Annotated in this window: 19 protein-coding genes; 7 read left to right on the plus strand and 12 right to left on the minus strand. The window is 39.6% G+C overall.

Annotated elements, in window-relative coordinates:
* Positions 1 to 49: 49 nt before the first annotated feature.
* From B3317_RS06970 to fsa, 3 genes are all read right to left on the minus strand, one after another.
* On the minus strand, positions 50 to 1,003 hold the full coding sequence (locus tag B3317_RS06970) for an NAD(P)H-dependent flavin oxidoreductase (RefSeq protein ID WP_291110007.1): 954 nt from the start codon (positions 1,001 to 1,003) through the stop codon (positions 50 to 52).
* A 268-nt stretch (positions 1,004 to 1,271) separates the two neighbouring features.
* Positions 1,272 to 2,234: a hypothetical protein gene (locus B3317_RS06975; RefSeq protein ID WP_291110009.1), complete on the minus strand. Its 963-nt coding sequence runs from the start codon at positions 2,232 to 2,234 to the stop codon at positions 1,272 to 1,274.
* 210 nt (positions 2,235 to 2,444) lie between these two features.
* Positions 2,445 to 3,101 carry a fructose-6-phosphate aldolase gene (fsa, locus tag B3317_RS06980; protein ID WP_291110012.1) on the minus strand — a complete coding sequence of 219 codons (657 nt, stop codon included), beginning with the start codon at positions 3,099 to 3,101 and terminating at the stop codon, positions 2,445 to 2,447.
* Positions 3,102 to 3,532: 431 nt separating this feature from the next.
* Between fsa and B3317_RS06985 the strand changes: the two genes are divergently transcribed.
* From B3317_RS06985 to B3317_RS06995, 3 genes are all read left to right on the plus strand, one after another.
* On the plus strand, positions 3,533 to 3,715 hold the full coding sequence (locus tag B3317_RS06985; protein ID WP_291110014.1) for a hypothetical protein: 183 nt from the start codon (positions 3,533 to 3,535) through the stop codon (positions 3,713 to 3,715).
* Positions 3,716 to 3,718: 3 nt separating this feature from the next.
* On the plus strand, positions 3,719 to 4,756 hold the full coding sequence (locus tag B3317_RS06990; protein WP_291110017.1) for a GNAT family N-acetyltransferase: 1,038 nt from the start codon (positions 3,719 to 3,721) through the stop codon (positions 4,754 to 4,756).
* A gap of 69 nt (positions 4,757 to 4,825) precedes the next feature.
* Entirely contained in the window at positions 4,826 to 5,728 is a 903-nt protein-coding gene (locus B3317_RS06995) for a DMT family transporter (protein ID WP_291110019.1), read from the plus strand.
* Between the two features lie 227 nt (positions 5,729 to 5,955).
* Here the strand turns inward: B3317_RS06995 and B3317_RS07000 are convergent, their stop codons facing one another.
* The 4 genes from B3317_RS07000 to B3317_RS07015 all read right to left on the minus strand — a co-directional run bounded on the left by B3317_RS07000 (position 5,956) and on the right by B3317_RS07015 (position 10,003).
* On the minus strand, positions 5,956 to 7,419 hold the full coding sequence (locus B3317_RS07000; protein ID WP_291110021.1) for a hypothetical protein: 1,464 nt from the start codon (positions 7,417 to 7,419) through the stop codon (positions 5,956 to 5,958).
* 103 nt (positions 7,420 to 7,522) lie between these two features.
* Positions 7,523 to 7,999, minus strand: coding sequence for a CYTH domain-containing protein (locus tag B3317_RS07005; protein WP_291110023.1), 477 nt, complete (start codon positions 7,997 to 7,999; stop codon positions 7,523 to 7,525).
* A gap of 116 nt (positions 8,000 to 8,115) precedes the next feature.
* Positions 8,116 to 9,195, minus strand: coding sequence for a DUF4831 family protein (locus tag B3317_RS07010; protein ID WP_291110024.1), 1,080 nt, complete (start codon positions 9,193 to 9,195; stop codon positions 8,116 to 8,118).
* 220 nt (positions 9,196 to 9,415) lie between these two features.
* Positions 9,416 to 10,003, minus strand: coding sequence for a bifunctional nuclease family protein (locus tag B3317_RS07015; protein ID WP_291110027.1), 588 nt, complete (start codon positions 10,001 to 10,003; stop codon positions 9,416 to 9,418).
* Positions 10,004 to 10,244: 241 nt separating this feature from the next.
* Here B3317_RS07015 and B3317_RS07020 point away from each other — a divergent pair, with 241 nt between their 5' ends.
* From B3317_RS07020 to B3317_RS07030, 3 genes are all read left to right on the plus strand, one after another.
* On the plus strand, positions 10,245 to 11,996 hold the full coding sequence (locus tag B3317_RS07020) for an ArnT family glycosyltransferase (RefSeq protein WP_291110029.1): 1,752 nt from the start codon (positions 10,245 to 10,247) through the stop codon (positions 11,994 to 11,996).
* 27 nt (positions 11,997 to 12,023) lie between these two features.
* A complete protein-coding gene (locus B3317_RS07025) occupies positions 12,024 to 12,503 on the plus strand; it encodes a GtrA family protein (protein WP_291110032.1) in 480 nt (159 codons plus the stop codon).
* A gap of 192 nt (positions 12,504 to 12,695) precedes the next feature.
* Positions 12,696 to 13,832 carry a hypothetical protein gene (locus B3317_RS07030; RefSeq protein ID WP_291110034.1) on the plus strand — a complete coding sequence of 379 codons (1,137 nt, stop codon included), beginning with the start codon at positions 12,696 to 12,698 and terminating at the stop codon, positions 13,830 to 13,832.
* Between the two features lie 5 nt (positions 13,833 to 13,837).
* Here the strand turns inward: B3317_RS07030 and B3317_RS07035 are convergent, their stop codons facing one another.
* From B3317_RS07035 to B3317_RS07050, 4 genes are all read right to left on the minus strand, one after another.
* On the minus strand, positions 13,838 to 14,728 hold the full coding sequence (locus B3317_RS07035) for a bile acid:sodium symporter family protein (protein WP_291110036.1): 891 nt from the start codon (positions 14,726 to 14,728) through the stop codon (positions 13,838 to 13,840).
* Between the two features lie 11 nt (positions 14,729 to 14,739).
* Complete coding sequence (locus B3317_RS07040; protein ID WP_291110038.1) at positions 14,740 to 15,225, minus strand: GNAT family N-acetyltransferase; 486 nt, start codon at positions 15,223 to 15,225, stop codon at positions 14,740 to 14,742.
* Between the two features lie 45 nt (positions 15,226 to 15,270).
* Entirely contained in the window at positions 15,271 to 16,002 is a 732-nt protein-coding gene (locus B3317_RS07045; protein ID WP_291110041.1) for a lysophospholipid acyltransferase family protein, read from the minus strand.
* A gap of 82 nt (positions 16,003 to 16,084) precedes the next feature.
* On the minus strand, positions 16,085 to 18,835 hold the full coding sequence (locus B3317_RS07050; RefSeq protein ID WP_291110043.1) for a valine--tRNA ligase: 2,751 nt from the start codon (positions 18,833 to 18,835) through the stop codon (positions 16,085 to 16,087).
* 215 nt (positions 18,836 to 19,050) lie between these two features.
* Here B3317_RS07050 and B3317_RS07055 point away from each other — a divergent pair, with 215 nt between their 5' ends.
* Complete coding sequence (locus tag B3317_RS07055; protein ID WP_291110045.1) at positions 19,051 to 19,971, plus strand: endonuclease/exonuclease/phosphatase family protein; 921 nt, start codon at positions 19,051 to 19,053, stop codon at positions 19,969 to 19,971.
* A 16-nt stretch (positions 19,972 to 19,987) separates the two neighbouring features.
* Here B3317_RS07055 and B3317_RS07060 read toward each other — a convergent pair whose 3' ends face one another.
* Positions 19,988 to 21,292: an anaerobic C4-dicarboxylate transporter gene (locus tag B3317_RS07060; RefSeq protein ID WP_291110047.1), complete on the minus strand. Its 1,305-nt coding sequence runs from the start codon at positions 21,290 to 21,292 to the stop codon at positions 19,988 to 19,990.
* Positions 21,293 to 21,586 lie beyond the last annotated feature (294 nt).

Consider the following 21,586-nt stretch of genomic DNA (forward strand, 5'->3'; position numbering starts at 1 on the left):
TCTTACTCCGGCAGCCCAGACCTTCCACAGATCGAAGCCTGTCAGCATTTTATAATTTAAAATCGCCAGTGATTATATCTTCCACTTTGATATTATATTCCGCAACGATATGATTTATCACATCTGCGGCTGTAGGCAAATTATCTATCAAAGAACTTACCTGCCCTATTTCCAATTCACCCTCAACAAGATCACCTTCAAAGATTCCTTTTTTAGAACGGCCGCGTCCGAGCAACTCGCGCATTTCTTCTACCGATGCACCTCTGTCTTCGGCAGACTGCACTGCATTATAGAACTCATTCTTTATCATGCGGGTAGGGCTGAGCTTTTTCAGAGAGAGAACAGTATCACCTTCTTTCAGGTTAATACAGAGTTCCTTAAATTCCTGAGAAGCCGAACTCTCCTGTGTCAGGGCAAAACGTGTACCCATCTGTATCCCTTCCGCACCTAATGCAAAAGCTGCCAGCATTCCGTTACCTGTACCAATCCCTCCTGCTGCAATAAGCGGAATATGTATACTTTGTCTTACCTGTGGTATAAGTACCATGGTAGATGTTTCCTCACGGCCATTATGTCCTCCGGCTTCGAACCCTTCGGCTACAACAGCATCCACACCCGCTTCCTGACATTTCAGTGCAAACTTGGAACTGGATACCACATGGGTTACAATGATGCCGTTATCCTGTAACTTTTTAGTCCAAAGTTTTGGATTACCTGCCGATGTGAATACAATCTTCACCCCTTCGGAAATAATAATATCCATTATCGTGTCTATTTCAGGGTACATCAACGGCACGTTGACTCCAAATGGTTTATCTGTTGCAGCCTTACATTTCCGGATATGCTCACGGAGTGTTTCGGGGTGCATTGATCCGGCCCCGATAAGCCCTAATCCTCCTGAATTACTGACAGCCGAAGCCAGTCTCCAGCCACTACACCATACCATTCCTCCCGAGATAATGGGATATTTTATTCCAAATAAAGATGTTATTCTGTTTGTCATTGTTTATATTTTGATTCTTACTTGTTAATGATAAATTAGAAAAGGTTACAAAGGTAACAGAAATCAATTAATAATTAAAAATGAAGAATTAAGAATGCCTTTTTACACAGTTTCTATATAGACTTGACAAAGTTGACACTTTTACACGATTTTCATTTGTCAGTTTTTCTATCATGTTCTTCTTTTTCGCTGTTCTCCATTTACCTTCTCTTTGCATAGATAAAGTTTTTCCAGAAGAATTCAATACAAGTTCAACCTCAGAGGCGGTTTATGACTTTAACTTCTCCAGTTGCTCTTTAGAAAGACAGATATATTTCTGTCCCTTCATTTTAGCATCACTTACTGCAGACTGAACCTCATATTCAAGAAACTTTCCGCGCGAATATTCTTCTATTTCCGAAAGTGATATTTTTATTCCCCCATCAATTGCCGGTGTTTCTTCCTCTACCTCAGCTTCTATAGATTCTTCTTCCTCTAAAAGTGGTTCTGATTGTTCTTCTGCAGAAGTAGTCTCGTACACATCCGGGATTTCCTCTACAGCCTCTATCACCGGTTCTTCATCCAAAAATGTAGCAACCTCTTCCTTCTCTTCTTTTATTGCTGTTACTATATCTGCCACATTTGCAGGAACAGGAGGAATCTCAATCTTTATTACCCCAGTTTCTTTCACTATTTCTTCTTCCTTATAAGCAGGAGGAGTATCGGAAACCGCCTTGTTTTCTTCTATAATCCCGGACAGGAAATCTTCAATTTCATCAATCTTATCCCGTTCCAATTCATATAGTTTATCTATTTCATGCGTCTTATATTGCAATTGAGGCATTTTCCGCAAAAGCTTTTCCCGCTCGAAACATACAAGTGAAATATATGGTTTACCGGAAAGAGAGGTTTTGAGATCGATTATTATCCTATAATTCTTGCTCTCTCTCACTTTATAATCTATAAGACCACGGTAGGACAACCGATGAATCACGTCATCATCTTCTATGAAAATGAACTCTTTAGCTGCACTATCATAGCTGAATAAATAGAAACCTACCGCGCTGTCTATTATTTCATCACCGTTGAACCCCTCGCAGGTTTTAAGGACAGAGCGAAGCCTTTGAGAATAAGAATCAGACCAATTAAACCCGTTTGATGAATTTTGGTTCTGCTCACGGCTTTGTTTCATAAAGTGATTTACAAGCCGGATAAGAATAAAGATAAGGATCGCATAACCGAATATTGACATTGGGGTAATTTATTGAAAATTTATAAAAAGATGACATTAACAAACTTACAAAAAAAATGGAGATGATAAACTCTTTACACAGAAAATCGATTGGATAAAATAACTCATATATAACAAGGATAGACATTTCCCGTATGAACATACAAAAGAATTAAATACAAAAGTGCAGGTAATATAACACTACCTGCACTCATTATATATTTTCCCCGATTATCCGTTCACTTTCTTATAGTCGGCAAGGAAAGTAGCCAATCCGCTATCGGTGAGCGGGTGTTTCAGCAACCCTTTGATTGCGGCCAACGGGCATGTGGCCACATCCGACCCCACTTCGATACATTGGATAATGTGCTGCGTGCTGCGTATCGAAGCCGCCAGAACCTGAGTATCCATATCATATGTGGAATACATATCCACTATCTTGCTTACCAGTTCTATTCCATCACTGGAAATATCATCGAGACGCCCAACAAACGGCGACACATAAGTAGCTCCTGCTTTTGCGGCCAATAGCGCCTGTCCCACAGAAAAGACCAGTGTACAATTGGTCCGGATACCTTTCTTGCTGAAATACTTTATAGCTTTGATTCCATCTTCTATGCAAGGTACTTTCACCACAATATTTTTGTGAAGAGCAGCAAGCTCCTCCCCTTCTTTTATCATCCCCGCATAATCCGTCGCTATTACCTCGGCACTGACATCGCCATCTACGATGTTACAGATTTCCACATAATGCTTACGCTGGTTTTCCACACCTTTTATACCCTCTTTTGCCATCAGGGAAGGATTTGTTGTTACTCCGTCTAGTACTCCGAGATCATTGGCTTCACGGATCTGGTCCAAATTGGCTGTGTCGATAAAAAACTTCATAATAGGTTATTTTTTAATAGGTTATTATCTGTACCTCTAAGTTCCGAATATATTTTAATAAAAACAACTCTAATGAGCCAATTGTTTTTTTTAAGGAATATGTCATTCTCAGATAAAACCTGTCCTGATACGGATACATTCATTCCGCTAAATTCCAATATTATTTGTCCGGTTTGATATTAATTATATCTTTGCATCAATATTTAATAATTTATGTCTCTTACTCATAAGAATATATTGGTGCTGTAAATGGCCCGTAATCTGTAATACAACTTACTTTTACCGGCTATCCCTTCATTCTTTACCCGAATACTTCATTTTTCGGGTGATTTACTTTTTTGCATTTTATTAAAAACATTTTGTTACTATCATCTATGAAGGTTGTCGTACCCTCATACCACGATATGCATAAACTAAAAGCATCAATTATCATGAGTAAAGAAACAAAAACAACGGAAAAAGGAATAAAACGGGTAAGTCCATTCCTGAAGCAGCAAAATAATAGCCAAGAAGCGAAACAGTTTATAAATAGCCAGCTGGCAGAAATCAATTTATATAAAAAATACAAAGGTTTCCGCAACTATGCATTCTATATCGTACTAAAATTCAGGTAAATAATGGTTATAGAAACAGCACGATTGAGAATTGTTCCGCTAACGGCAGAGCAATTCCGTCTGCTCTTGATCGGAGTAGACAGAATGGAAACAGAAATGGGACTGATACCGTCCGGAGAGTGCCTGGATAAACACACCCAACAGGCAATGGAGTATCAGTACCAAAAAGCGTTGTCTGACCCAGATAACTTTATCTGGCTTACCAACAGGCAAATCATATTAAAATCGGAGAATAAAGCTATCGCCAGTGCCAATTTTAAAAATTCGCCGACGGGAAATAAATGTATTGAGATAGGATATGGTACAAATACCCGTTACCGCAATAAGGGTTACATGACCGAAGCCGTACAGGCCATGTGCGAATGGGCATTAAGTCAACCGGGAGTGAAATCCGTAACAGCAGAGACAGAAAAAGGTAATATCGCATCACACAGGATATTGCAAAAATGTGGCTTCGTAAATTACCAAAAAAATAAAAGTAGCCTATGGTGGAAACTTGATTCAGTAAAAAGCAGCAATATGAATGATCTGAAAATAAGAAAAATTACAGAGGAAGAACAACCCGAAGTATACAAGCTGATTAAGACAGCATTTGAAACAGCAAAAGTAAAGGACGGTGACGAACAGGACTTCGCTCAAGAATTAAGACAAGGAGACAATTATATTCCTGAGATGGATTTGGTTGCAGAAGTGAATAATAAGATAGCCGGACAAATCATGTTCACAAAAACATATGTAACCAGAGCCAACAACAGCAAAACGGAAGCCCTTCTCATTGCACCCATTTCCATCCTTCTCGAATACAGGAATTTGGGAATCGGCTCTGCATTAATTCGTGAAGGATTCAGGCTTGCCCGTGAGATGGGTTATAAATCCGTTTTCCTTTGTGGTGATCCTGCATATTATCACCGGTTTGGATTTAAACCTACATCCGCATATGGGATCAGGCATATATTGGGATTCCCTGAAGAGAATGTGATGGTATGCGAACTGGTTGATGCTGCACTTGAAGGGATTTACGGAACTGTAGATTTTTGTTAAATTTATTGGACTATTATACTATAAAACGGGCCATATCCATTATTTTTGTAGCCATATTCCAAGCACATTATGATTACACGTAAAAAATATTGGTATCATATTATCGCCATCTTCACGGTGATAGTATGGGGAACAACATTTGTATCCACAAAAATACTGATCGGATATGGCCTTTCTCCTGTTGAAATATTCCTCTACCGCTTTGTCCTGGCTTATATAGGAATATGGTTTTTCTGTCCCCGCACTCTTTTTGCAAACAGCAAGAAAGATGAGTTGTTGTGCGCTGCGGCCGGACTGACAGGAGGCGCATTATATTTTGTATTCGAAAATACAGCTTTAGGAATAACACTGGCGTCCAATGTTTCACTGATAGTATGTACTTCTCCTATTTTTACAGCCTTGCTGACATTCCTTTTCTATAAAAAAGAACCATTGAGACCACGCCTTATTACCGGATCTCTGGTCGCTCTTGTGGGGATGGCTTTAGTTGTTTTCAATGGTAGTTTTATTTTACAGATCAATCCGCTTGGCGATATGCTGACTGTGTTAGCCGCTTTGTCATGGGCTTTCTATGGCATTATACTCAAACAATTGAACGGAAGATACTCCACTCTGTTTATCACCCGGAAAGTTTTCTTTTACGGAATCATAACCATGTTGCCTTTTTCCCTGATGGATTCGGCTACATTCACACCCTCTTTGCTCATCAATCCCGTAATAGCATCAAACCTCATCTTTCTCGGATTAATAGCCTCACTGTTGTGTTTCATTGCATGGAACAGCGCAGTGAAGGAACTGGGGGTAGTGCAAACATCCAATTATATCTATTTCGTTCCACTTGTCACGTTGCTCACATCGGCAATTGTTATAGACGAACATATCACTATCGTCGCGTTGTTTGGCTCCGTATTTATCCTGTTGGGTGTCTATGTGGCAGAGAATGGCTTTAAGTTGAAATTCAGGCCTGGATAAAGAGACTGTCTTTATATCTCAAATATTCTTGTTTTCTATACGCCTATATTCCGATTTTGTTATTACCTTTACTATAATATACTAATATATATTTGATATAAAATTAACGATATGACAAAAAAAGTATTAGCCGTAACTTTAGTAGCTGCCGTAGCCAGTGTTGCGGTATATGCTTATGTTCAGAATAATAAGAAAAAGAAACGCAGGAATCTGCCTTTAAACTTTATCTAATCGAGTTCGCTTACATCTGCAATCCCATTGCGGTTGAATAACACACGGTATTTTCTGTAGTATTCGTCTTTATCGGATATGCATTGCACTATAAAGTACAGTGAATATATTTTATTGCCCTCCAGTGTCACGAAACCTTTCTCCTCATCGGACATATAAAGCGGAATCGAAGGATTATCCATTTTCTGAGTAAAGTTCATCAGATTGAAACGGGTGATGTCATTGATTCCCGATAAGCGGTATTCTTTATACTTCTCTATATCTTCCCTCGACAGGCTTACCCATTTACGATAAAGTACGATTTTTTCGTCATAGAATTGGTTTTCGGCCTCCACCAGCGGTGAGCGGGCCCTTAAATTACGAACCGCTTCCGGCAACTTGTTCTCTTCTATATAATCGAAAGCCTCTTTTATCCATCCTATTTCCTGTTTACGGATACTCAGCTTCAATTTGGTATCGAAATACTTTTTGCCCAGTTTGGATGAAAAATAATAGCGCATCATATCTTTTATCCGGTCTTTGAACATATAACTGAAGACCAGTATAATAAACAAGTCGGTGGTAAAATTACCAAACCGTAACGTAGCAAAAAAGGACACGACAGTGGCAAACACCATGGCTATACCTGCTGCTATACTATAATAAAACTGTTCGGCCAGTAATCCGTCCTTTTTCCGCACTATTTGCAGAAACAGGTCGCTTTCTACAAGTTTCTTCAAGATATTACGCTGGGAAATAACAAGACTGTTATGTTTTTCGTCGTCCTTATCCAACAACCTGAATCCACGCTTTTTACGATGAGCGATTTCGTCTTCCACCAATCGGTGTAATTCGGGCTTCAAACGTGTATATACAGGCCGGCCTTCCAGAAATCTCATGATCTGGAATGTGTATTGCTCGGTGATATTCCCAAGGAAGTCATCTCCATAGAGGAAGAATTCCCTCTGTTGCTGAGTAATATCGGGTTTAGTCAATTCATCCCACATTTCACGGTATTGCAATGCTATATCCCTGATATCGCGTATATAATTTTCGACATGCAAAGCTATTTTTTCATCTGTTGCCGTATTCTTTATTATCTGTACGTGGCGGCGCAGCGCGCTTTTAAGAATACAAACAAACATCTTCACCTGATAGACAAAACTCTCCGACCTTATCTCATCGGCAGGATTCACAGCCAAATCGTCCAGTGCTTTCTGTAAACGCGGTAAAGGCCCCCGCCCCGCTTTAAGTATTTCGGCCAGAGAATATATGGGTGTAATAAGGCGGATATTATTCTTTACATCCCTGTAAAAGTCACTTTTCTTATAGGTAGAACGATTGATATCGAGACTATTGGGCAAAAACAACCACGTGTTGATCTTGAAATCATTCACATCCTTAGTATTTTTATTGGTAATAAAGCCAATCTTAAACTCTAATGAAAAGTTGTCATGTACTTTTACTTCGGTATCGATCATATTTTACATAAGTAGTAAGTAATGAGTAATAGGTAATAAGTTTTTAACTTGCTGGTATATCAGATGCTAATACACTATTTCCTTATTCTTAATTTTTCATTCGTCATTCATTCGTCCATTCCCTATAAGGATATTTTACCAAAGATGAATTATAGTAACGGCTGTCTCCTGTCACTTCGGTTCCCAACCAGTCAGGCCTGTCAAATTCTTCTTCTTTATCGCCCAGTTCTATCTCGGCCATTATAAGCCCTTCATTTTCACCATGGAATTCATCCACCTCAAATTTACGAATCCCATTCCTAATATAATAGCGCACTTTATCTATAATGCCCGGTTCGCATAGTTTTATCAATTCACGGGCTTCCTCTCCGGGTATTTCTTTCTCCCATTCGTAACGGGACATACCCGACTCATCCCCTGCACTCTTAATCGTAATATACGCCTTATCTCCTTTTATACGGATGCGGACGGTACGTTCGGGAACAGAAGACAGGTAGCCCTGCACGATCTCCTCATGTGCATAGGCATGTTGTTTAAAGTCGCCCTTGACTAAAAATTTCCGTTCTATTTCTAAAGCCATGTATTTCAGTTAGCAGTTAACAGTCAACAGAACTTTGCAACTCGTAACTTTCGTAAGAAGCAGACAAAGCCGACATTTTTGTATGTATTTGCTAATCGGCTAATATTTAAATTTGCTTATTGAATGATCTGTTTTATCGCTCCCATATCAGGGTAGAAGACAACCTTTATCGGTAATTTATTGTTATCAAACATCTTTGGCACGAGTACATCCTGCCCGCCATATTGTACAATGTCGCAATCCTTCTGTACATAGTTTCGCCCGTTATATGATATCTGCAAACCGGCTTTTCCCGGAATGTTATAAATTATCCCTGCCGAGAATTTCTTTTCCATATCTTTCTCTTCTTTAGGGGTAAGCACCTGTACTTCCCTTGGCTCTTTATTCTTTAGCGTCAGGGCCACAGGAGAACCCGAAAGGTCGTCGGCACCCACAATACCCAGCTTGGAAGAAAAACGGAAGATAATACGGTTATCTATATTTTTTTCATCAGGGATTACAACAAACTCCTTTGTTGCCGCTTCCACCGTCTCTGTCCCGGCAAACATGGCTGTCAGCGCTTTTTCCTGCTCTTCCAGCTGAGTCATCACCAGTTTATAGGCATTGCCATCAGGCGGCATATTATCGGCATCTCCGGTCAGAATATTGTTACGGCTTTCGCGCAACCGGTAAATTTGTTTGGCTATCAGTTCTGCCTGCTTTGCTGTAGAGCCGGCCCTTAATATTTCTTCGGACAAGAAACTGCGCGGATTTGGAAGAGTTGCTGAGACTGCGGGAGCATCTCCTTTAGTTTCTTCTTTTGGAAATGTATAATCATCGTTGATAGCGCATATCAGGCCATCTTTTGTGAGTGTTACAAACGGAGCAGTCGTGTTTGATCTGAATTCTACCAGATATGATTTATCTTTATCCACCACACCTTTTGTTGTTGCGTCTATTTTATCTAATGTGTAAGATACCACGTCTTCTGTTATAGGATTGGAGATGCTCAGATAGCGCTCGGCATACTGAAAAAATTCTCCGGCTTTACGCGTCTTTTTTGTATAACCGACAGTAATTACCAGTGATGTTTTGGGCAGTGAATAAGCAACACCATAGTTATTCGCTTTCACAGCGCTCATTTTTACTGTTGTTTGGGCTGTTCCGTAATTTGCCCCGATAAAGAAGAACAATAATAAACTTATATAATATCTCATAAGTCTTTCATTTAAAAATATTAGTCTCACAAAGCTAATTATTTTTTGCGAAATACTTACAATAGATAATATCTGCTTTGAAAGTCACCTGTTATTTATAAGATTATTTATTGAAGTATTTCTCAATAAACACTATGTTGGTATGATTGAGGTATTTCCATTAGGAAATGAATAGATTAGGTTCAACGGGACAGTGCATTATAAAAGACGCATTGCGATATTATTTTTTGCCTTTTCGTTTCAATTCATCTCTCAGTAAAGAAGCTAATTCGTAATCTTCGCCTTCAATTGCATCTTTCAATAGAGTCTCCAGTTCATCCTGATTAAGAAGAGAATAATCCAGGGCCAGATGATCCCTTTCATCTTCGGGAGTAGTTGCATCCTGAATAGAATTTTCATCAAAGACGATCGCCTGTTCCTGCATAATAGCCTCTGTTGTAAATATAGGGGACTTCGTTCTCAATGCAATTCCCACTGCATCGGAAGTCCTGGACTCTATCTGAATATTTTTATCTCCCTGGCTTAATATCATACGGGAGAAAAAAACACCATTTTCATATTTATATATTTCCACTTCACGTAGAATGATACCAAATTGATGAAGTAACGAACGAAATAAATCATGGGTAAGAGGTCTCGGAGGATATGAGCCTTGCAATTTGAACGCTATAGACTGAGCTTCAGGAGTGCCCACTACAATCATCAGCCGGCGTATGCCATCCTCTTCCGCCAGAACCAATCCGTATGCCCCCGATTGTGTCTGATTGAACGAAAAACCTAAGACCGATAATTTTATTCTGTCATTCATATTGTCAATATAATATGAGATCAAAAATACTTATTTATTTTGTATCGTCGCGAGAATCGTTCTTGTTTTAAAACATTTTAAAGTATTCCCCTCGTCAGAATATACCATTTCCCGGTTTGTGCACCCTATTTTTCCGATATTCCAGGGAGCTATAGAAGCTCTGTTTATATTTAATTGTGAATTATGGCTACCAAAAGAATAAAAACTTATCTTTGCAAAGAAAAAAACGAACTATAGGTATATGAAGAAATCCCATTTTCTGCAAACACTATACTTGCAAAAACCTCTTCTACTTATTCTCCTCATTGCTACATTATCTACATTACCGTGGATTGGACTTGGGGAATTCTATACTAAGGGAGAGCCTCGCGAGGCGGCATTAGCCATATCTATGATCGAAAAGGGAGAATGGATCATCCCTTCCAGCTATGCCGATGAATTCGCATACAAGCCCCCGTTGAATCATTGGCTCATTTCCGCTTTTTCCCTTGCCATAAACAAAGGAGAAGTTACACCATTCACTTCTCGCCTGCCTTCAGCGATTGCATTTATTGCCATGATAGGCATTTGTTTCATGTTTTTTGCCCGCCGCCGTCCTGTATTGGAAGCCTTCATATCCTGCCTGATAATAATTACCTGTTTCGAAATACATCGGGCGGCTATGACTACACGGATAGACATGTTGCTCACATTCCTGATGGTTGCCGCACTGATTCAATTATATACATGGCATGAAAAACGACGGTTCGGATTGCTTCTATCAGCCTGGGCCTTTCTTAGTCTGGCTACTTTAGCTAAAGGACCTGTAGGAGCCCTCCTTCCCTGTCTTATTTTCGGAATATTCTTACTCACCCGGCGGGAAAACTTCTTTAAATCCGCACTGAAATGCCTTGCCATATTAGCCTCGGCTCTCATAGTCCCGCTCATTTGGTACTATGCAGCATACCAGATTCAGGGAGACGCATTTCTGGATAAAGTTTTTGCCGAGAATTTCGGACGTTTTCTGCGTCTCGATTCTTCAAGTCTTGATATAGACTATGAACTGGGAGTGGAAAATCCATGGTATTATTATCCTGTTTCTCTTATAGGAGGATTTCTTCCGTGGACTATATTGCTGGCAATTTCCTTATTCTTTATCCGGTATAAAAAACCATCAGGGACAATAAAATCCTTCATTTCCCAAATTATATCCATGGATAAGGTACTTCTGTTCAGTCTGCTTGTAACGGCCGTAACCATAATCTTTTTTACGGTTCCTGCCTCAAAGCGGAGTACATATATTATGCTCACTTATCCGTTTATTGCCATCTTTATTGCCCGTTTCTTTATCTTTCTTACAGATGCCAAACCAATGGCAGTGCGTATATCTACCTCAATATTGTTGTCTGTAGGTATACTGGCATTATTGGTGGTAATATTAGCATATATGGGTATAATAACCGAAGATATGGCGCAATCCCTGTCGAAAAGAGAAAGGACCTTGCGGGACATTCATGTATTTTTCACGTTATTCCGGTATCCGGGATGGCTTGGTCTGTTAGGGATAACTATACTGCTTGCCGCCATAGTAAACAGTTTCTATCTGTTGAGAAAAAAGATGAATCTGAAAATACTGATGGCCGGATTCGGACTCATGTTGGCAATAAATATATTTATGGACTCATATTTGCTACCGGGCTACAAAGATGCGTATTCTACCCGCCCGTTTGCCGAACTCCTTGCGAAGAAGTATGACCTTAATGACAACGTATATGTAACTAATTACCTGAAGAGCTACAGAAATCTGTATTCTCTTAATTTCTCGATGCACAACAGGTTTAAGAATATAGAAAAAGAAAAACCCGACTCTGGCTACTTTATCGCCTTAGAACTCGATATAGAGAGAATAAAAGAACAATATAAAGAGTATGAATTCACTCTGCTCGAATCGAGCGATAAAATGAACGAAAACAAAAACGAAATACTCTTCTTCAAAATAGAAAAGAAGAATTAGCGTATTCAGACAAACTTAAAAGCACACATGAAGGAGCAGTTAACCGGACTGGCTAAACGAAAAGCCGTCAGACAATTAATCAAATATGGTCTGGTCGGTGTTGTAGGATTAATAATAGATATGGGAATATTTTACCTGTTGGTAAATAAGTTTTCCGTGCATTATCCGTTTTCGGCAACGATAAGTTCATTGCTGAAAGGAAATATGTCCATAGGCATGCTTGACATACTCATATCCAATATAATAAGTCAGACTCTGGCCGTTATAAACAATTTCATTCTCAACAGTTATTTCACATTCAAGGTTACAGATAAGAAATTGAAGCGTTTCATGTCTTTTGCCTCCATTGCGATAGTGGGTATGGTCATTAGTTCGATGTTACTCACCTTATTCATCGGTGTTATGAAAATAGATGATATGCAGGCCAAAGTATTTGCTATTCTCATTGTTGCTGCGATACAATTTGCCATAAATAAATTTTTCACATTTAAAGAATATGAAAAATGATTTAATGCAATTTCTTCAAGAACAATTAAGGGATTTTATCAAACAAAATTTCACATAGTTTGTTTAAATACTAAAGAGAATAATAAATTGTGACGAGACTACGCCTAATGAACCTGCTTTATTGTATTTAAAGCACTATTACTTGAAAAAACAAACTCACATAACCATTCTCGGATAATAGAATTAATAAAAATGTTAAGTAAAGGTTTAAGAAAGCACGCTTCAAATCCTGTAATAGGACTCTTCCCGTTCATCCTGTTCATCATTTTACATACAATGAACGTAATGGAACAATTTGCATTATGTGCAGGGCTTGCCCTGGCTGTTTTTGGAGAATTGTTCTTCCGGATGTATTATAAAAGCCGGGCTTTTAGTGCGACATTCTATATTTCAGGTATTTCCATCCTTATCAGCCTTATTATATGGCTTATCATTCATCCGTACGTAGAAAAGCCTAATACGTATGTTGTCATTTGTGAAGTTATCATAATCTGTCTTTTCATGCTGCTCAGGGCTAGTAAGACATATATGGCCGCTCACTTTTTCCGCCAGAAGAACCTGATTCAAAAGGCCCTGTTAAATGAATTTTACGAAACGGCTACATTGATACAGTATGGACTCACTCTCCATATTTTCGGCATAATGCTGTATCGCCAGTTCACTGTCAATAGCCAGAACGTCCATATCTCCGAAATTATAATCTTCTCTATATTGCCAATTCTTATCATTCTATCAATAGGGGTCTATCAGGTTCTCAAAATCAGCAATCTGGTAGCCAAATTAAGGATAGAGGAATGGATCCCGATCGTTACAGAGAAGGGTGAAGTTACAGGTAAGATTGCAAAGAATGTATCCATAAACATGAAAAACAAATTCTTACATCCTGTGGTCAGAGTAGCATTGATTTCAAAATCTAAAGTGTATTTACAGGAAAGGCCTCTGAATGATATATTAAATCCGGGAAAACTTGACTATCCCTTCGAAAAATACATGCTTTTCAACCATGAGATCAATTTGGCTGCACGCAACAGTATCCGCAAAATGGTAGGTGATGAGATAGATTTTTCCATTAAATTCCTGCTGAAATATGTCTTTGAGAATGAAGACACAAGACGTCTTATATTTTTATTCACAGCAAATATCGATGACGAAGACTTAATAAAGAAAAATGGAAAAATGAATGGAAAATTCTGGACTATAAAACAACTTGAAGATGCGTTTGCTGATGAAATATTCAGCGAATGTTTTGAACTGGAATTTGAATATCTGAAAAATATGGTGCTGGTGCCATCAGATATCTTTGTACAACCTAAGGCCAGCGTAAATTAAACCTATTACAAACTCTTCCGGTTTTTCCATACCTGAAAAGAATTTACTACATTTTGCCAAAGTACATACGCCCCGGGACCAATCGATGAAATAGGATTCAAATATGTTTGCGCCATCCAGATAGCAAGGATGGTATTTTTTTGTCCGAGTCCTTGTCCTCCGGCAACAGTATCATCATAGACGCGGCCCAGCTTACGTCCGGTTAAGAACTGAGAAATACAAACGGCCAAAGCTGCTAACGCGATACCTACTTCTACAACATAATTCGGACTTTCCTGATCTAAAATAAACTGAACGGTTTTTCCTGTGATAATTACCAGTGCAACAGACCAGATGTAGAAAGAAAGGCTTTTCGCTTTCTGTATCTCATAATGTACTCTTGGCAAAAACTTTTGCAGAAGGAGAGCTCCAAAGAACGGCAGGAACAACAATATGAATACTTTCTGAAAGACAACCCATAACGAATCGGCGAAAGACGTAGCATTTACTTCCCCGGTAAATGCAAATATAAGAGGGGCGACAACAACTATTGTCATATTACTAAGCAGGCTGTATGCGGTCAGGCTGGCTACATTGCCGCCCAACATCCCTGTAATGACAGGGGCCGATGTAGCTGTAGGAGCAAGAACGCAAATCATCGCTCCCTGCGCGATTATCGGGTGTACGGGTAACAGGAGTAAATAAACGGCGATACTGCCGGCAACCTGTATCAGTATCAGCCAAAGATGAAGGCGTGTGAACTGAATATCCCTGAAAGAAATATTGCAATAAGTAATAAGCAGCATTACTACAATAAGGTAAGGAGTAAGAAAAGATAATCCCCCCATATACCGATGCAATACAATCCCTGTAATCATAGCTATAGGCATCATATACGACTTTATCTTATTGAGCATAACGGTGATATTCAGAGGTCTTTAATCATATAAATAGTACAGGCATAATGTCCGGAGTTGCCAAGAGGATGATCCAACTGTTTAAAACCGAAAGACTCGTACATGGACACAGCTTTGGAAAACTCAGGAAACGATTCGAGGTATAGTTGTTTATAACCCAGTTTAATAGCACTCTTTACTGATTTATCAAACAACCGGAGCCCCAGACCTTTTCCTCTGGCTGAAGGTGATAAATAAAGCTTGACTAACTCGGCGCATCCGTCAGGTAATCCTTTCGTTGGATATATACCGCACCCCCCTATAAGTGACCCATTTTCTTCTGCAACCCAGTATTCGGCTCCTGCTTTGGAAAAATACCGGAAAAGAGTGTCTGTTTCCGGATCACTATATACCGTACCTACTTTTTCAGAGCCAAATTCTTCAAACACAGCTCTGATTAAAGCGGCAAGTTCCTTGTTATCTTTTTCCTCTATGGGACGAATCAATATTTCATCCATTATTACAAGTCTTGATAATATATCCGGCTCTTAAAAAGCCATACTTCATTTACTTCCCTTAGGTAACGACGATCCTACAATCGCATGTACCTTATCTATCAACTCCGGCAAGTCGTCCGATTTGAGATCAGCGGTTTCTATCGGGTCGTGGAAAGTAAGCGTTATTTTCACAGGATTCATTATCCACGAATGGATAGGCAATACCTTATAAGCTCCATCGATAGTAAGCGGAACTATCGGCAGTTTAAGGCTAAGCGCCGTCTGGAAGGCGCCTTTCTTAAATTCAGCCATCTTCCCGTCCGGAGAGCGGTGGCCTTCCGGAAAAACAACAGTAGACATACCATCTTTGAGCGTCTCTTTTGTTTTTCGCATCGTATCCACTATTCCCTTGCGGGTGGTGGAGTCTACAAAGACATGGCCGGCTTTATCGGAGGCAAAACCTACTAAAGGCATCTTTTTCAGGCTTTGCTTCATCAACCATTTGAAATTATGCCCCAAATAACCGTATATCAGGAAAATATCGAACGCGCTTTGATGATTGGCTACAAAGACGTACGACTGATTTTTATCGAGATTCTCATTCCGGTTAATTTTGATTCTTAATAATGCGGCCATACATACAAACCTACCCCAGATCACTCCGGGGTAATATCCCCAGAATTTGTTATTGCCGATGACAGACCCTATTATAATCGTCAGCGTACACCAGATAGTAGCCAAAATCAGCAATGGAACAAATATTAACCATTGGTAAGGGAAGTATAAAATACGAGCCATATTATTTATCTTTTTGGGTTAAAAAGAAAGGAACTGCTACAAATGCAGCTCCTCTATGTTATTTTTCAGGTGATTAGGGAAATTACCTGCTAAGATTAGCAATACTTTCCTTTATCGTTTTTATCTTACTCTCCGCATCTGCCTGTTTCTTGCGCTCGTTTTCTACAATTTCAGGCTTGGCGTTAGCAACAAACTTTTCGTTGCCGAGTTTATTCGCTACCGATTTAAGGAATCCTTCGAGATAAACGAGCTCTTCGTTCAGTTTCTTCAATTCGGCTTCTACATCAATATTATTACCCAGAGGTACGGAGAATTCGGTTGTACCAACTAAGAAAGATACCGCCGTAACATCTTTTTCACTTACAGTCTTTATTGAAGTAAGATTTCCCATCTTGGAAATAACACTATCGAAAGCAGTATTGTATTCACCGATAACCTCAAGCGATAATTCCTCTTTATTTGGTATATTCTTTTGCAGGCGGATGGTACGCACTCCGGCAATGGTTTCTTTTACTTTTTCGAAGGCTTCGAGCAATCCGTTATCAGATGAAGATTCTTTCGGCATATCGGAAACCATAATACTCTCGCCTTCTTTCCTTTCGGCCAACGCTTGCCACAATTCTTCTGTTATAAACGGCATAAACGGATGAAGCAGACGAAGCAAAGAGTCGAAAAAGCCAAGTGTAGCCTCGTACGTCCCAGCGTCTATCGGTTGCTGGTAAGCAGGCTTCACCATTTCCAGATACCACGAAGAGAATTCATCCCAGAATAGTTTGTAGACAGCCATCAGAGCTTCCGACAAACGATACTTACCGAAAGAATCGTCGAGCTCTGCAATCGTTTTAGCCAATATATTCTTAAACCATTCTATCGCTATTTTGGCCGATTCGGGTTGTTCAATATTCTTATCCACTTCCCAGCCTTTTATCAGACGGAAAGCATTCCATATCTTATTATTGAAGTTGCGCCCCTGTTCACAAAGAGCCTCATCGAACGGAATATCATTTCCTGCCGGAGCAGTGAGCAGCAATCCCATGCGCACGCCGTCTGCTCCGTATTTCGAAATCAGATCGAGCGGATCAGGAGAGTTACCTAATTGTTTCGACATCTTACGCCCCTCTTTATCGCGTACAATCCCTGTAAAATAAACGTTTTCGAAACAAGCCTTATTACGATATTCATATCCGGACATAATCATGCGGGCTACCCAAAAAAATATGATATCCGGCCCTGTCACCAAGTCATTAGTCGGATAATAATATTTTATATCCTCATTTTCAGGATGGTTTATTCCATCGAAAACAGATATCGGCCACAACCATGAAGAAAACCATGTATCGAGGCAATCAGATTCCTGGTGAACAATATTATTTAAAACGAATGGAATCAATTCTTCCGGATAACCAAGTTCTATATACCGCTCTTTTATTTTTTCATTTGCTTCCTCAATATTTTCAGCAACAACAAACTCAAATTTATTTATAGTTGGAATTGAAACATTTTCAAACCTTTTTGTTACTTTATTGTTGGTATAACTAATTGTTAATGGAAAATACCATGCTGGGATACGATGCCCCCACCACAATTGACGACTAATATTCCAGTCTCTGATGTTTTCCATCCAGTGACGGTAAGTATTTTTAAACTTAGCTGGATGAAATCTAATAGTATCGTTTTCTACGGCTTCCAAAGCAGGTTTTGCTAAATGCTCCATTTTTAGGAACCATTGTGTTGAAAGTTTAGGCTCTATAACAACATCAGTACGTTCCGAATAACCTACTTTATTAGTGTAGTCCTCAACTTTTTCAAGTAAACCAGCCTCTTCTAAATCTTTCTCAATTTTCTTGCGAACATCGAAACGATCCATGCCCACATACGATTTTACGACTTCTGGTACAGAAGGGTCAAAACTATAATAGTCTCTAATAGTTCCATCATCTTCAAATATATCAATTATATTCAGTTTATACTTTTGTCCTAATTCATAATCGTTTTCATCATGTGCCGGAGTTACTTTTAAACATCCTGTACCGAATTCCATATCGACATAATCATCCATTATTATATCAATAGGTCTATTTATTAGAGGCACAAGCACTTGCTTACCTTTTAGATGATTATATCGTGGATCATTAGGGTTTACACAGACCGCAGTATCTCCCAATATAGTCTCAGGCCGGGTAGTCGCAACAACAATATATTTATCTTCACTATCAAATTGTATTTTATATTTCAGATAATATAACTTACTATGTTCTTCTTTATATATTACTTCTTCATCTGAAAGAGTAGTTTGAGCTTTTGGATCCCAATTAACGATCTTTCTAGCTCTGTAGATAAGTTCTTTATTATATAAGTCTACAAATACTTTTATTACACTTTCCGACCGTTTTTCATCCATAGTGAAACACGTACGATCCCAGTCGCACGACGCTCCCAGTTTCTTTAGCTGTTCCAGGATGATCCCACCGTGTTTGTGAGTCCAATCCCATGCATGTTTCAGGAATTCGTCACGTGTAAGATCATATTTACTTACACCTTCGGACGCAAGTTTTGCCACCACCTTTGCTTCAGTTGCAATGGAAGCATGGTCGGTTCCCGGCACCCAGCAGGCGTTCTTACCCATCATGCGGGCACGGCGTACAAGTATATCCTGAATAGTATTGTTCAGCATGTGCCCCATATGCAGCACACCGGTGACATTAGGCGGAGGGATAACAATCGTATAAGGTTCACGACTATCGGGTTCGGAATGAAAGAACCTGTTTTCCAACCAGTATTTATACCACTTGTCTTCTACTTCTGCAGGATTGTATTTACTTGCAATTTCCATAATTAATCATTTAGTAACAGATAGAGTTAATGATACATTTTTGAATCATAATTTACTATTGTTGCTTCATTTACCAAAATAATAAATAGGTCTGTGACCTTAAAACTTTTAGAGGGAACAAAAATACGAAATAGTTTTCAATCATTTCTTATTTTGTAGTATCCAAGTAAAGATGTATCTTGTATCCTCAAAAAAACATATAGTCCCAATATAATATGAAAAACATATCCGGATTTATTTTATTATCGTTTATCCTGCTTGTAACAACAGCATCTTGCCGCAACAAGCAAAGTTCCGAACCTGTATTTCTGAACGTAATGAGCTTTAATATATGGATGGGGGGCGGTAAATCCATCGAAGCCACCGCTGATGTGCTGGTAAACAGCGGAGCAGATATTATAGGCATACAGGAAGCCACGCGTAAAGACCAGAATACGGCAAAACAGATAGCAGACAGTCTGAACTGGCATTCTTATGTATATGGAAGAAGTACAGCCATCATTAGTAAATACCCCATTGTAGACACATCGGAGAATAAGCAAGGAGTAAAAATAAAGATAGATGACAGCCATTTTGTGTGGATGTTCAATGTGCATCTGATACATTGCCCATACGAACCATACCAGCTGAACGGAATCGAATATTGTGGAGCTCCGTTTCTTTCCACAGAAGCTGAAGCAATTGAATCTGCGAAAAACTCCCGCGAAAAAGAGGTTAAATCTAATATAGCAGATATTCTGACTGTTCAGAAAGAAGGGTATCCGGTATTCTTAACAGGAGATTTTAACGAACCATCCTGTCTGGACTGGACAGACAAGGCTGTAGAAGCAAAGCTGTGTAAGACAGCTGTCGCATGGCCATCGACGAAAGCCTTTATAGATGCCGGACTAAAAGATTCTTATCGGGAGAAATATCCGGATGAAGTCAAAGATCCCGGACATACATGGACAACTCTGCCTGAGACAAAAGCATATACAGAAGTCCTGGACCGTATCGATTTTGTATTCTTCTCAGGGGACAATATCAAACTGGAGAATTCTCAGATTGTAGGAGAAGAAAGTCCTTTGAGCAATATAAAGTTTAATAAGTATCCATCCGATCACAGGGCTGTACTCAGCACCTTTACTATTGAATAACAGACAGGATAGCGTATTATTTTCCCAATAGCATAATCATCAATAAGCCCGTACACACGGCTCCGATAGTCGCAACCAGTCCGGGCAACATAAAGGAATGGTTCAAAACCCATTTACCGATACGGGTAGTTCCCGTACGGTCGAAATTAATAGCCGCTACAACAGTAGGATAGTTCGGCAGGAAAAAATATCCGTTTACAGTAGGGAAAAGAGCTATCAGCATCCACGGAGATATTCCCAATGCAATCCCCAGAGGCATCAGCGCCCGTACAGTAGCGGCCTGACTATATAGCAGAATAGACATTACAAACAAAGCGATTCCGAATATCCAGGGCATTGAAGTCACGACTCCTTCGATGGAAGCGCGTAACTGCTCCATATTCCCATTGATAAAAGTGTCCCCCATCCAGGCGATTCCGAATATGGCAACTACGGCCTGCATTCCGGCAATAAAGACAGAACCCTGTGCAGCTTTTATCCCGTTTGTATTTGTGGTAAGCAGGATAAGGGCGGCGGCAGATAGCATCAATATTTCTATAATAATGGGCATATTCAAAGTATTACCTCCTATTTTACGCAAACTTTCCACCGATCCAAGCAGGATGATAAAGACAGTTGCCAGAATAAATATAAGGACAGACAATCCCGCTTTACTCTTCAACTTATAATCTATTTTCTCCTTTGAGGTGCTTTTAGCAAACATACCATCCTCTACCCGCCGGAGATATTCAGGATCTTCGTGCAATTCCTTTCCTACACGCATACTGAACAAAGCGCCCAGTAATACTCCGATCAGGGTCGATGGTATACTTATCATTAAGATGTCAAGCAGGGAAATATCATACCCTGCCAGCATACTTAGCAATGCTACTGTGGCCGCCGAGATAGGACTGGCAGTTATAGCCTGCTGGGATGCAATTACAGCGATGCCGAGCGGCCGCTCGGGACGTATCTTTGTCTCACGGGCAACCTCGGCTATTACAGGTAATACGGAATAAGCGACATGCCCTGTTCCGGCAACAAAGGTAAACAGATAAGTGACTATCGGGCTTAGCAATGTAATACGTTGCGGATGCTTCCGCAAGAGTTTCTCTGCCATCGACACCATCAGATCGAGTCCTCCTGCGGCCTGCATACAACCTGCCGCCGCAATAACGGCAACTATCATCAACATGACATCTATGGGTGGCGAGGTCGGCTCCAGTCCGAAACCAAAGACAAGGACTGCAAGCCCTAATCCTCCCATTACTCCTAATCCGATGCCTTGTATACGGGCTCCGATAATAATGGCTGTGAGAACAAAGAGGAATTGTATCAGCATATAAGTCTTATATTATGCGATTAGAAATTGATGTCAAATATAATAATTAATTAAAAATATGAATGTCTGACTGAGGAGATTAATCTTTCTAGCTCCATGACATTTGAAGTGGGTAAATTCATCAACAAAACGGAAAATAATTATCTATATCATTTTAATGTGTCAATTAGCGAATTGGGCAATGAAAACGTTCTTTGAAATATCAGAAAGGTTTAGATTTAAAAATTAAAAAGGGGTAACTTTTACATAGGCTATATTCCCGTGGCAGTTGGTTGTTACCTTTTGCGCCTTAGC

Source organism: Dysgonomonas sp. UBA7710 (genome assembly GCF_002482385.1).
Classification (GTDB): domain Bacteria; phylum Bacteroidota; class Bacteroidia; order Bacteroidales; family Dysgonomonadaceae; genus Dysgonomonas.